The following is a 12,913-nucleotide window of genomic DNA, read 5'->3' on the forward strand; positions in this document are numbered from 1 at the left end:
GTGACAGCATGGTCCGCCGTTTCAGCTTCACCCGTCGCCATCCGGGCCGGTTCGCGGCGGCAGTCGCGGCCGCGGCCGCCGCCGCGCTGGTCCTCGGCGTCGGACACCTCGTCGCCGTGTTCATCGACCCGGTGTCCTCCCCCTTCTTCGTCCTCGGTGCCACCGTGGTCGATCACACGCCGAAGTGGTTGAAGGACAGCGCGATCCGCTGGTTCGGCACCAACGACAAACTGGCACTGGCCGTCACTATGGCCGCGGTCATGGCCGTGGCTGCCGCGATGATCGGCTTGGTGGCCCGCCGCAGCCCGGCGTGGGCGGCCGGTCTGCTCGGCGCTCTCGGTATCGCCGTGAGCGGCTTGGCGCTGCTCCGCCCTACCGCCACACCGCTGTTCGCCGTTCCGGCGGTGGTCGGTGCACTGACGGGGATGGCGGCGCTGTGCGCGCTGTTCCTCGTGCCCGCCGAGGCCGACCGGCGGGCCGGGCCGACGCGGCGCGGGTTCCTGCTCGCTCTGACGGCAGTGACGGCCGGCGCAGTGGCGGCCGGGGCGGCGGGCCGAGTCATCGGTAGCCGTCTGCGCGATATCGCCGCCGACCGGGCGGCTTTCGTACTCCCCCGGGTCGCGGCGCCGGTGCCACCGGTCACCCCCGAGATGGACCGAGTCGTGCCCGGGCTCACCCGATTCATCACTCCCGCACCGGATTTCTATCGCGTCGACACCGCGCTGCAGCTTCCGTCGTTGACTCGCGCGCAGTGGCGATTGCGCATCCACGGGATGGTGGAGCGCGAGATCCGGCTCGACTTCGACGAATTGAGCGCCCGGCGCGCGGTCGAGTCACTCATCACGCTCACCTGTGTCTCGAACGAAGTCGGCGGAGACCTCGCCGGAACCGCGCTGTGGACCGGCTACCGCCTGGCCGATCTCCTGGCCGAGGCGGGGCCCTCCCCCGATGCCGACATGATCCTGTCGCGCAGCGTCGACGGATTCACCGCGAGCACGCCATCGGCCGCTGTGCTGGGCAACCCCGACGCCCTGCTCGCCGTCGCGATGAACGGCGAGCCACTGCCTGTCGCTCACGGCTACCCGGCCCGGATGATCGTGCCCGGTCTCTACGGCTACGTTTCGGCCACCAAGTGGGTTGTCGATCTGGAACTCACGAGATTCGACCGCGCACAGGCGTACTGGACGCAACGCGGCTGGGCGACTCGGGCACCGATCAAAACCGCATCCCGGATCGACGTCCCGGCGGCATTCGCGCACCTGGACGCCGGACCGGTGATCGTGGCAGGCGTGGCGTGGGCCCAGGGGCGCGGAATCGATGCCGTGGAAGTCCAGGTCGACGACGGACCGTGGCAACCGACCACACTCGCCGCCGCCTACTCCCTCGATACCTGGCGCCAGTGGACCTGGACGTGGGATGCCTCGCCCGGCACGCATTCGCTTCGCGTGCGCGCGGTCGACGCCACCGGAGCGGTGCAGACCGACGCCAGGGCGACCCCGTTCCCCGACGGCGCGACGGGCAGGCACTCGCGCGTGGTCATGGTGGGGTGAGCGATTCGCTCAGGCTTGACCGGCGAGATAGGTCACCAGGGCGTCGACGAGACCGAGGGTGCCTTCCTCGCGTTGGTCACCGGTGTCGAAACCGTCCAGGTGGGCGCCGAATTCGACGAGGGTGAGCTTGGTGCCGGTGGTGGTGGGTTCGAATTCCCAGGTGGCCACCGAGGTGGAGATGTGGGAGCCGTTGAGCCACATGTCGTAGGTGTAGACGAGGCGTTCGTTGTCGATGATGTCGGTGTAGGTGGCGACGAAGCGGGAGGTCATCGTCTGCTGGAAAGTGCCTTCGTTGATCTCGCGGCCGCCGACCTGGAAGTCGATCGAGGACTCGCCCTGCTCCCAGCCTTCCTCGCCGCCGAACCACTTCGCCTTGATGGCGGGGTCGGCGAAGGCCTGGAAGACGACGGCGGGCGCGACGGGCACCTCGCGTTCGATGGTGAACTGGGCGTGGTTGATGGAGCGGGTCGCCGTGTCGGTCATTGTTGTTCTCCCTCTGAGTTTCTGGTTGATTCCACGAGTAGTGCCGTGAGCCGGTCCACCTGCCGTTGCGCCGGTGGACGGTGGCCGTGCAGCCAGTCGATCGCCGTTGCGAAGGCGTCCGGCACCAGTTGGTAGGTGCGCACACGGCCGATCTTCGCCGAGCTGACGAGCCGACCGGCTTCGAGCGCTTTCAAGTGCTGCACGATCGTCGGGAGCGCGACCTCGAACGGTGCGGCGAGATCCGATACCGATGCGGGCCCGCGCGCCAGCCGTTCGACGATCGCGCGACGAGTCGGATCGGCCAATGCCCGAAAGACACTGTCGAGTCCTCCGTCCGGTTCGCCGCTCGAATACTTAGGCACATACCTAAGTATTCACAGTTGGATCGATCTGCGCAACCCCCCGCTTCGGTTGCGTCCGCATCGGCCGCCGTGGGATGCTGCGGCACGATCGAAGAGAGCGAGGTGAACGATGGTCGACGGCCCTCGCATCACACCCGCTCCCACCGCGACCCGGCGCGGTATCGGAGCCCGGGTGGCGGATTCCCCGTTCCTGTCGCGCAGCCGACGGCGAGTGGAAGTCGTCCACAAACCCTCGGTACCGACCGCGCGCGCCATCATCGACTGCGCCGCCTATGTCGACGGCAAACGTCTGCCCGGCCGCTTCACCCCCGAGACCGCGCTGACCGAAATCCGCAGGCGTGGCACAGGTTTCGCGTGGATCGGCCTGTTCGAACCGGACCTGCACCAGATGGGCGAGATCGCCGCGACGTTCGGGCTGCACGAACTCGCCGTCGAGGACGCCGTCACCGGCAGACAGCGCCCGAAGTTCGAACGCTACGACGACACCATGGTCACCGTGATGCGGACCGTCGCCTACGTCGAGCACGATATGCACACCGTCAGCGAGATCGTGCAGACCGGCGAGATCATGGTCTTCCTCGGCGCCGATTTCGTGGTCGCGGTCCGCCACGGCGAACACAACGAACTCACCGCCGTGCGGCACCGGCTCGAAGACGAACCCGATCGCCTCGCGCTCGGCCCCGGCGTCGTGCTGCACGCGATCGCCGACCACGTCGTCGACACCTACATCGACGTCACCCAGGCGACGGAGTTCGACGTCGAGTCGATGGAGGAAGAGCTCTTCAGCCCGCGGAGCAAGATCCCGATCGAGGCCATCTACCAGCTCAAACGCGAGATCGTCGAGCTACGCCGCGCCGTTCGCCCGCTCGCGGGCCCGCTGCAAACCCTCACCGCGCCGCGTACTCCCCTGCCCAAGGAAGTGCGCCGCTACCTGCGCGACGTCGCCGACCATCACAGCGGCGTCGCCGAACGCATCAACGACCTGGACGAAACCCTCACCACCCTCGTGGGCGCCGCGGTGGCCAAGATCGCCGTCCAGCAGAACACGGACATGCGTAAGATCTCCGCCTACATCGCGATCCTGGCGGTTCCCACCATGATCGCCGGCATCTACGGCATGAACTTCGATCACATGCCCGAACTCCGGCAGACCTGGGGTTACCCCGCCACTCTGATCGTCATGGCCACCATCTGTGCCACCCTGATCGTCGCCTTCCGACGTATCCGCTGGTTGTGAAAATCCGGCCCGGTCAGACGAGTCGACCCCATCGGGTCGCCACGAACCCGCAGAGCGCGATGGCGGTGCTCATCCGCTTCCAGAGTCGCACCATCGCGAGCTCGAGGATGATGCCGATGCGGTCGGCACAGGTGGTGGCCTCCGCCAGTGCCATCCGGTCATAGACCAGGGCCGGATCACTGAGGATCTCATCCAGCCTCAGTCCTGATATCGCCTGATCGGACGTCAGGCCGAGTTCTGGCAGCCAGGTGAGCCGCCAGCGACCGTCGCCCCCGAGAATCGCCCGCTCGGGCGTCCTGTCGCTGCTCATGGTCCGATTCGTGCGGAAGATCGTCATCACTACCTCCTCGGCCGTCAGCTCTCGACGTCCACTTCCGAGGATCCTCGGAAATCGGCACAGGCAACAGCTGGCAAAGGAGACGAAATCGGAATATCATCCACAAACCCCGACGTGAAAGCCGAAAATCCCCGGCGATCACCCTGGATACGACTCACTGACGATGCCATCAGCTACCGGTGGGCACCGTGCAGGTGTCTCAACTCCGGTCGAAGGCCGTGAGGATCTGTTCGGCGGCGAGGGCGGGAGTGAGCGTTCCGGCGCGGACAGCCGATTCCACCTGCGCGCGAACATCTTTCACGTTCGGATTGTCGGCCAGGCGGCGCAGGATCTGGTCGTGCACCATGGTCCAGGTCCAGTCGACCTGCTGGCGGCGGCGCTTCTCGGCGAATTCGCCTGCCTCGGTGAGGACCCGGCGGTGGTCGAGGACGGTACCCCAGAACTTGTCGAGGCCGACACCTTCCAAACCGCTCATGGTGAGTACCGGCGGTTTCCACAGGGCGTCGTGCGGGTGGATCAGGCGCAGGGCGCCCGCCAGTTCGCGCGCGGCGCCCTTGGCTTCGATCTCGTGTTTGCCGTCGGCTTTGTTGACCGCCACCAGCTCGGCAAGTTCCAGCACGCCTTTCTTGATGCCCTGCAACTGGTCTCCGGTGCGGGCCAGCGTGAGGAAGCAGAACACATCGACCATGTTGGCGACGGTCACCTCGGACTGGCCGACGCCGACGGTCTCCACGAGGATCACGTCGTACCCGGCGGCCTCCAGGAGCACGATCGTCTCCCGGGTCGCCTTGGCCACGCCGCCGAGGGTGCCCGCCGTCGGGGACGGCCGGATGAAAGCGTCCGCCTCGAGCGACAACCGCGCCATCCGCGTCTTGTCACCGAGGATCGAGCCACCGGTGCGGGTCGAGGACGGGTCGACCGCGAGGACCGCGACCCGATGTCCCTTGGCCAGCAAGTACATCCCGAGCGCGTCGATGAACGTGGACTTGCCGACACCGGGAACACCGGTGATGCCGACCCGGTTCGAGACGACGCTGCCCGGTTCCGCCGCCACCCGCAGCAGCAGCTGCTGCGCGAGTTCCCGGTGATCGGAGCGGGTGGATTCGACCAGCGTGATCGCACGGGCCAGCGCCGAACGCTGCCCTGCCTTGACCTGCTCGGCGAGCGCGTCGACATCGATCGTCCGGCGAACGCCCACGGCGGTGCGCCCCTCGTTGCGTGGCGAGCCGACGCCCGCGGTGGTCCCGAGCCGAGGGTGCGCGTCGGCACCCCCGGCCACCTGTGCGCCGTCGCTCATTCGGCTGTGCCGCCACCGATCTCGTGCCCGAGTGCCGCGCCCAGTTTCTTCAGCAGGTCGATGGCCGCGTCGGCGATGACGGTGCCGGGCGGGAAGATCGCGGCCGCACCGGCCTCGTAGAGCTCGTCGAAGTCGCCGGGCGGGATTACACCGCCCACGATGACCATGATGTCGGGGCGACCCACGTCGGCCAGTGCCTGCCGCAGCGCGGGCACCAGCGTGAGGTGACCGGCGGCCAGCGAGGACACACCGACAATGTGCACGTCGTTGTCGGCGGCCTGGCGAGCCACCTCTTCGGGCGTCTGGAACAGCGGGCCCACGTCGACGTCCATGCCGAGGTCGGCGAACGCGGTCGCGATCACCTTCTGGCCGCGATCGTGTCCGTCCTGGCCCATCTTGGCGACCAGAATGCGCGGACGGCGTCCCTCGGCCTCGCCGAATTCCTCGACCAGCGCGATGGCGGCGCCGATGTTGGATGCCTTGCCTGCTTCGTCACGGTACACACCGGACAGGGTACGGATTTCGGCCTGATGACGGCCGTACACCTTCTCCAGCGCGTCGGAGATCTCACCGACCGTGGCCTTGGCGCGCGCGGCGTCGATGGCGAGCGCGAGGAGGTTGTTCTCCATACCGCCTTCGGAAGACGCTGCCGCACGGGTCAATTCGGACAGCGCCTGCTCCACCGCGACCGAATCACGGTCGGCGCGCAGCCGTTCCAGCTTCTCGATCTGCTCGGCCCGCACCCGCGAGTTCTCGACCTTGAGGACTTCGACGGCGTGGTCCTCTTCGACCTGGTACTTGTTGACGCCGATCACCGGCTGCTGGCCGGTGTCGATGCGCGCCTGGGTTCGCGCGGCGGCCTCTTCGATGCGCAGCTTCGGAATACCTTCCGAAATCGCCTGCGCCATACCGCCGTGCGCCTCGACCTCGGCGATGTGGGCGCGCGCCCGCTCGGCGAGCTGGTGGGTGAGCCACTCGACGTAGTACGAGCCGCCCCACGGGTCGATCGGGCGGGTGGTGTTGGACTCCTGCTGGATGAGCAGCTGGGTGTTGCGGGCGATGCGGGCGGAGAAGTCCGTCGGCAGGGCCAGGGCTTCGTCGAGCGCGTTGGTGTGCAGCGACTGGGTGTGTCCCTGGGTCGCGGCCATCGCCTCGATGCAGGTGCGCGCCACGTTGTTGTAGGCGTCCTGCGCGGTCAGCGACCAGCCCGAGGTCTGCGAATGTGTCCGCAGCGACAGCGATTTCGCGCTCTTGGGTTCGAACTTCGACACCAGCTCGCTCCACAGCAGCCGCCCCGCGCGCAGCTTGGCGACCTCCATGAAGAAATTCATGCCGATGGCCCAGAAGAACGACAGACGCGGCGCGAACTTGTCGACATCCATGCCCGCGGCGATGCCGGCGCGGATGTACTCCACACCGTCGGCGAGGGTGTAGGCCAGCTCCAGATCGGCTGTCGCACCGGCCTCTTGGATGTGGTATCCGGAGATGGAGATCGAGTTGAACTTCGGCATCTTCGCACTGGTGAAGGCGAAGATGTCGGAGATGATCCGCATCGAGGGCTTGGGCGGGTAGATGTAGGTGTTGCGGACCATGAACTCTTTCAGAATGTCGTTCTGAATGGTTCCGGCCAGCTGCTCGGGCGTCACGCCCTGCTCTTCGGCGGCGACGACGTAGAGCGCCAGGATCGGCAGCACCGCGCCGTTCATGGTCATCGACACCGACACCTGGTCCAGGGGGATCTGGTCGAAGAGCTGGCGCATGTCCAGGATCGAGTCGATCGCGACACCGGCCATACCGACGTCACCCTGGACGCGGGGGTGGTCGGAGTCGTAGCCACGGTGGGTGGCGAGGTCGAAGGCGACCGAGAGCCCCTTCTGGCCCGCCTGCAGGTTGCGGCGGTAGAAGGCGTTGGAATCGGCGGCGGTGGAGAAGCCCGCGTACTGGCGGATGGTCCACGGCTGATTCACGTACATGGTCGGGTACGGGCCACGCAGGAACGGCGCGACGCCGGGCACGGTGTCGAGCGGATAGCCCTGCGCGACCACAGCATCCCGATCGGCCTTGGTGAACACCGGCGGAACGTCGATGCCCTCCGGGGTCGACCAGACCAGCTGTTCGGGCGTGGTGTGGTTCGCCGTCGCCGCGTCGGCCACGAACGCGCGGACCTGCTCGGCGTCGACGTCGGCCGGCGCGGACGCGTGATCGGTCAGCGGCACCTCGGCGAAACTGCCGATGACGTGCTCGATATCGGACGTGGTCATCAGGCTCCCACCTTCTCCAGCAGCTGCGACAGAACCGCGACCGCGTCGATACGCAGGGCCAGGTACCCGTCGGGACGCTGCGTCCCGCTGAATTGCTCGACCGCCTTCTCCGGTCCGGCCAGCAGCACGGTCTCGATTCCGGCGGCGCGCAGGGCGTCGGTGGCGGCTCCCGCCTGCTCGCCGTAGCGCTTGTCCGCACCGCACAGAACCGCGATGCGCGCACCGGACTCGGTGGCGGCGGCAGTGATCGCGTCGACCGTGAGCGGACCGGGGTTGACCGACTCGATGCCGCCCGAGGCGAGCACGTTCGCGGTGAAGATGGTGCGCGCGTTGTGCTCGGCGACCAGGCCGAGCGGCACGATCAGCGCCTTCGGACGGGCACCGTTGGCGGCCAGGTAGGCATCGGAGCGGTTGCGCAGCGCTTCGAAGGCAGCGCCGTAGCGCGCATTCGGGCCAGGCTCGCGCGCCTGCTCCGAGAGCGGGGTCTCGGCGAGGTTGGGGAACTCGTTGACGCCGGTGACCGCGGTGCGGCGATGGGCGACGTCGGCAGCGCGCGCGGCGGCCGTCTCGGCGATCCGGGCCGCGAGCACACCGGTGTCGAGCGCGGCGAGGTAGCCGCCCGCCGACTCGAGCTCCTGCATGAACTCCCATGCCTTGGCGGCGAGTTCGTCGGTCAGCTTGTCGACGTACCAGGAACCGGCGGCCGGGTCCTGCACGTGCCCGAGACGGGATTCCTCGAGCAGCAGCAGCTGGGTGTTGCGCGCCAGGCGCTGGGAGAACGTCGTGGATACGCCGAGTTCGCCTGCGGGCAGGGCCGCGTCGAAGGGCAGTACGGTCACCGAATCGGCACCGCCGACGCCGGCGCCGAATGCGGCGAGCGTGGTGCGCAACAGGTTCACCCAGGGATCGCGCTGGGTCATCATGGCGGCCGAGGTGATCGCGTGCTGCGGGGCGGCGCCGAAGGCGGGCGCACCGGAGACCTGGGCCACTCGGGCCCACAGGCGCCGGGCCGCCCGGAATTTCACGATGGTGGCGAATTGGTCGTCGGTCGCCGCGAAGCGGAACTCGAGCTGACCGAACGCGTCGGCGATGTCGACCCCGGCACCGGTGAGCAGGCGCAGGTAGGCCAGACCGGCCGCGACGGCGGCGCCCACTTCCTGTGCGTCGGCGGCACCGGCGTTGTGGAAGGCGATGCCGTCCACCGTGATCGCGCGGACCGTCTCGGGCCGGGCGATCGCGCGCACGGCCAGCGCCACGGTCTCGGCGTGGTCGAGGTCTTCGGCACCGGTGAAGGCGCTGGTCAGCGGGGCCGCGCCGAGGCCGACCCGGATCTGCGTGCGATCGGCGATCGAGTACCCGTCGAGGACGCCGAACACCCGCTCGGCGGCCGTGCCGGTCGCCGCACCGGCCACCAGCGTCAGCGGTGCCAGCTCGAACAGCAGCCCACGCAGGGCAAGGGGGATGTCGTCGACGGCGACGCCGTAGGTGCCCACTCCGAGCGCGATCGCGCTCACGCCGTTCTCCAGACCGGTCAGAATCGCCCGGTTGGTGGCCTCGGCATCGTCCTCACCGGCGAACGCGCCGACGAACCAGCCGCGCTGCGGGTCGCGCGCGGCGTCGCCACCGCGCACATAGGGGAAGGCGCCGGGCAGCGGCTGCTCGGGCAGCTCGTCGCGGCGGGTGTAGAGCGGGGCGATCGTGAGCCCGTCATAGGTGGTCTCGTCGAGCAGATGTTCCGGTTCGGCGGGGAGCTCGGAAGCCTCGACCCGTCGCGCTTTCGCCAGCACACCCGCCACGCCCTTGCGCCACGCGGCGTACTCGGGCACCGGATCCGGTGCGAGCCCCGCCCCGGACTCTGAACCAATCGGCATAGCTGCTGTTCTCTCTTCCATTCGACGACCGCACCCCGGTGTGCTGCCGGTCCGTGAAATCCCACAAACGGGCCCACAGCGAACCAGGATGTATCCGGTTCCCTGATGATGCTATCTGTGACAGGGTGTCCGACCACCCGGGCCATCCCCTACCGGCCGGTACGCTTACCCGGGTGTCTCGACTGATCCGCTCCCCGCGCCTGCTCATCGCCCTGGCCGGGCTCGCCGCGCTGTTCGTGGTGGCGATGATGGTTCCGTTGCCGGGCCCGCAGCAGATCCGGGACTGGGCCGGCGACGCCGGGCCGCTGTTGCCGCTGCTGTTCTTCCTCTTCTACGCGGCGGCTGCCGTCGCGCCCGTTCCGCGCACCGTGCTCACCGTGACCAGCGGTGTGCTGTTCGGTCCGATCCTCGGTTCGGTCATCGCCCTGGCCGCCACGGCGGTGAGCGCGACCGTGGCACTGCTCGGGGTACGCAGGCTGGGCCGCGACCGGGTCGCCGAACACCTCACGCACCCGGCGGTGCGGGCGGTCGACGACCGGCTGGCCCGCCGTGGCTGGCTCGCGGTGGCCGCACTGCGGCTGATCCCCGTCGTCCCCTTCTCGATCCTCAACTACTGCTGCGGTCTGTCGTCGGTCCGCCTTGCCCCGTATCTCGCTGCGACAGTGGCCGGTTCGGCCCCCGGCACGATCTCGACGGTGGTGCTGGCCGGTTCCCTGGCAGGCGACAGCCACCCGATCGCGATCACCGTGTCGGCCATCTGCCTGTCGGTCGGGCTCATCGGGCTGATCGTCGACCTGCGGCTACCGGTCGACCCGGCAGCGCCGGAGCCGGAACCCGCCACCTCCTGACCGACGGCGCGCCTACCCCGAGCCGTCGCGATCCGCGCGGATAATCCCAGGTCATGGCGATCACGGTGGGACGCAGATCCGCACTCGCACTTCTGGCGGGACTCCCACTCCTGGCAGCGGGCACGGCCCGCGCGCAATCCTCGCTCGGCCCCGGGGTGGGCATCGACGCCCACCGCACCCCGGTCCGGTACACGATGACGGCCTTCCGTGCCGACAGTGATACCACCCTCGCGGTCTACGAGTCCGCGGACGGCACCGATTTCACCCCGGTCAGCGAGCACGCGTACGTGCCGCCGACCGGCCTGGTCCGCGATCCGAGCGTGCTGCTACACACCGACGGGAACTACTACCTCACGTACACGATCGCCGGTGACGCCGCCGCGATCGGCTTGGCCCGCAGCCGCGACCGGATCACCTGGACGTTTCTCGCCAACGTGCCGATGCTGGTAGCGGGCAGGCTCGAAGGCGCGTGGGCGCCGGAGTGGTACGCCGACGCGGCGGGGCGAGTCGGCATCATCGTGTCGCTGACCTGGGGGCACGGCTTCACCCCGCACCTGCTCATCCCGCTCGATGCCGGGCTCACCGTCTGGGCGCCGCCGGTGCCGATGCTCGGGCTCGGCACTGCCGGGCCCGGCTCACTCGGCCATATCGACACCACCTTGGTCCGTCTGGACGGACGTCTGTTCGCGTTCGTGAAGAACGAGGACTCCAAGCTGATCGAACTCGCCGTCGCCGACCGCCCGCTCGGGCCGTACAGCTTCGTCGCCGCCGGCGACTGGGCGGGGTGGGGCGGGCCACGGGAGGGACAGTCGATCGTCCGGCTTCCCGACGGCGGGCACCGCATCTACCTGGACGCCTACACCGAGGGCCGGTACCTCTTCAGCGACAGTGTCGACGGCTTCCGCACGTGGTCGCCACCGGTCGAACTGCCAGGTCTGTCGGGTCTCATCCGGCACGGCACGGTGCTGACCGAGTTCAGTCCGGTGATCTGAACTAAAACCCCATTACTCCAGGGGCACCTGATCTAGGTTGTGATTCGGAACAAATATGAAAGTGAGCTTCTTCACACTGCCCAGTTGTGAAGAAGTAATATTTCAGAAAACTCTCAGAGTTATAGACTCCGAATAGCCCAGGGTTCGCCAGCTACGTCCGGTGCGGGATCCAGAGCAACATCCGGTGACGCGCCCGCGATCACCGAATCCCCGTCGCGCCGTTCTCGGCTTGCACTCCCCATGAGGTGACCCGCCATGGAATACACCCATCTCTCCGAATTCCGGATCCGCTCCGGCGACCTGGTGATCTGGACCCCCGAGCTCACCTCCCCCGACGCCTGGCGCGACGACGAACGCCCCCTCGCCAGCGTCCACGAGCAGTACCTCGGGTTCCTCGACCCCGAAGACGCCCGCCCCGGCCGCGGCCGCTGGATCGGCACGATCTTCGAGATGGACGCCCCACTCGACGCCGACGCCTGGGCCACGACCCTGCGGCTGTGGCACGACCGCCACGAGGGCTTCCGCACCACCGTCGCCCCCACCGGCGACGGCGGCTACCACCGTGTGACCACCGCGCCCGGCACCGTTCGAGTCACCGGCGCCCCGGTCGCCGATCTCTCCGACGGCGGCGAGATCAACGAATACCTCTGCGACGCATTGGAATTGCGCCTGTCGGCACTGGTGTGGCCGCATCTGCTGGTGGCCACGGTGGCCCACGACACCGACGACTTCACCGTCCTGGTCGGCGCCGACCACTCGGTGCTAGACGCCTACTCCCAGGCCGTCCTCATCCTCGAGCTGCGCACCCTCTACACCGCGGTCACCACCGGCGGCGAGATCCGCGACTCGGCCACCTTCGGCAGCCCGGCCGACTACGCCGTCATCGAGCGCGCCGCCGCTGAGGAACTCGATCCCGACTCCCCCGCCGTCGCGGTGTGGCGCGAGTTCCTCGGCACGCCGGGCTCGCCCATGCCCCGCTTCGCCGCGGATCAGGTCGCCGTCCTCGACGGTGAACACGCCCAGCCCAGCGTCTCGCGCACCCTGCTCAGCATCGAACAGCTCGAGGAGGTCGAGGCGGCGCTCGATCGGCTCAAGCACCGGCTGTCGGTGACCGTGTTCGCCGCCCTGGCGATGGCCTCTCGGGAAACCTTCGGCGACGACCGGTTCCGCACCGTGATGCCGATCGCGACCAGGCCCGACCTCACCTGGCTCGAGTCGATGGGCTGGTTCGTCAATGTCGTCCCGGTCGACGTGACGCTGCCGCCGGGCGCGGACATGACCGTCGCACTGGAGGCCACCCGCGCCTCGCTCAAGCGCGCCCACCTCTGCAACGACGCGTCCTGGGGCCGTTCCCTGGCGATGGTCGGCGCCGTGGAAGGTCCGACCTACGGCGCGTCCTTCCTCGACATCCGCATGCTTCCGGATTACGAATTGGTCGCCGACCTGCGCGGACGCACCCTGCGGGCGGTGTCGTACTCCACCGACGAGGTGTACTTCTGGGTCGTGCGCGGCCCCGACGGGCTCTATGTCTCCACCCGCCACCCCGCGGGCCTGCCCGGCGAGGTCATGGAACGCTTCCTCGCCGAGTTCGCCAGGGCCATGTACGCGGTGACCATGGTGGCGCCCGCTCCCGCACCGGTCACCGATGCCGCGGCAGCGCTGAGCGCGGGCTGAG

Annotated in this window: 11 protein-coding genes; 5 read left to right on the forward strand and 6 right to left on the reverse strand. The window is 68.6% G+C overall.

What is annotated here, in order from left to right; all coding sequences use genetic code 11:
* Nucleotides 1-8: 8 nt before the first annotated feature.
* Complete coding sequence (locus tag ACWGCN_RS11185; protein ID WP_452457657.1) at nt 9-1,550, forward strand: molybdopterin-dependent oxidoreductase; 1,542 nt, start codon at nt 9-11, stop codon at nt 1,548-1,550.
* A 9-nt stretch (nt 1,551-1,559) separates the two neighbouring features.
* Here the strand turns inward: ACWGCN_RS11185 and ACWGCN_RS11190 are convergent, their stop codons facing one another.
* Both ACWGCN_RS11190 and ACWGCN_RS11195 read right to left on the reverse strand, forming a co-directional pair.
* The gene (locus ACWGCN_RS11190) at nt 1,560-2,033 is read right to left on the reverse strand and encodes an SRPBCC domain-containing protein (RefSeq protein WP_452451440.1); all 474 of its coding nucleotides are present in this window, start codon (nt 2,031-2,033) and stop codon (nt 1,560-1,562) included.
* Entirely contained in the window at nt 2,030-2,395 is a 366-nt protein-coding gene (locus tag ACWGCN_RS11195; protein ID WP_387444282.1) for an ArsR/SmtB family transcription factor, read from the reverse strand. The genes ACWGCN_RS11190 and ACWGCN_RS11195 overlap by 4 nt, the downstream gene beginning before the upstream one ends.
* A 109-nt stretch (nt 2,396-2,504) precedes the next feature.
* On the opposite strand from ACWGCN_RS11195, the gene ACWGCN_RS11200 reads away from it, so the two are divergent.
* A complete protein-coding gene (locus ACWGCN_RS11200; RefSeq protein ID WP_387444280.1) occupies nt 2,505-3,632 on the forward strand; it encodes a magnesium and cobalt transport protein CorA in 1,128 nt (375 codons plus the stop codon).
* Nucleotides 3,633-3,645: 13 nt separating this feature from the next.
* On the opposite strand, the gene ACWGCN_RS11205 is transcribed toward ACWGCN_RS11200, so the two are convergent.
* The 4 genes from ACWGCN_RS11205 to ACWGCN_RS11220 all read right to left on the reverse strand — a co-directional run bounded on the left by ACWGCN_RS11205 (nt 3,646) and on the right by ACWGCN_RS11220 (nt 9,398).
* Nucleotides 3,646-3,969: a hypothetical protein gene (locus ACWGCN_RS11205; protein WP_378991983.1), complete on the reverse strand. Its 324-nt coding sequence runs from the start codon at nt 3,967-3,969 to the stop codon at nt 3,646-3,648.
* A 199-nt stretch (nt 3,970-4,168) separates the two neighbouring features.
* Entirely contained in the window at nt 4,169-5,266 is a 1,098-nt protein-coding gene (gene meaB, locus ACWGCN_RS11210) for a methylmalonyl Co-A mutase-associated GTPase MeaB (RefSeq protein ID WP_387444275.1), read from the reverse strand.
* Entirely contained in the window at nt 5,263-7,527 is a 2,265-nt protein-coding gene (gene scpA, locus ACWGCN_RS11215; RefSeq protein ID WP_387444273.1) for a methylmalonyl-CoA mutase, read from the reverse strand. Before scpA ends, meaB begins: the two co-directional genes overlap by 4 nt.
* Nucleotides 7,527-9,398: a methylmalonyl-CoA mutase family protein gene (locus tag ACWGCN_RS11220; protein WP_452457658.1), complete on the reverse strand. Its 1,872-nt coding sequence runs from the start codon at nt 9,396-9,398 to the stop codon at nt 7,527-7,529. The genes scpA and ACWGCN_RS11220 overlap by 1 nt, the downstream gene beginning before the upstream one ends.
* 173 nt (nt 9,399-9,571) lie before the next feature.
* On the opposite strand from ACWGCN_RS11220, the gene ACWGCN_RS11225 reads away from it, so the two are divergent.
* From ACWGCN_RS11225 to ACWGCN_RS11235, 3 genes are all read left to right on the forward strand, one after another.
* Nucleotides 9,572-10,246, forward strand: a complete 675-nt coding sequence (locus ACWGCN_RS11225) for a TVP38/TMEM64 family protein (RefSeq protein ID WP_452457659.1) — start codon at nt 9,572-9,574, stop codon at nt 10,244-10,246.
* Between the two features lie 53 nt (nt 10,247-10,299).
* Nucleotides 10,300-11,238, forward strand: coding sequence for a hypothetical protein (locus ACWGCN_RS11230; protein ID WP_452457660.1), 939 nt, complete (start codon nt 10,300-10,302; stop codon nt 11,236-11,238).
* Between the two features lie 255 nt (nt 11,239-11,493).
* A complete protein-coding gene (locus tag ACWGCN_RS11235) occupies nt 11,494-12,912 on the forward strand; it encodes a condensation domain-containing protein (protein WP_452457661.1) in 1,419 nt (472 codons plus the stop codon).
* The last annotated feature ends 1 nt before the right edge of the window (nt 12,913 follow it).

Source organism: Nocardia sp. NPDC055050 (assembly GCF_053608345.1).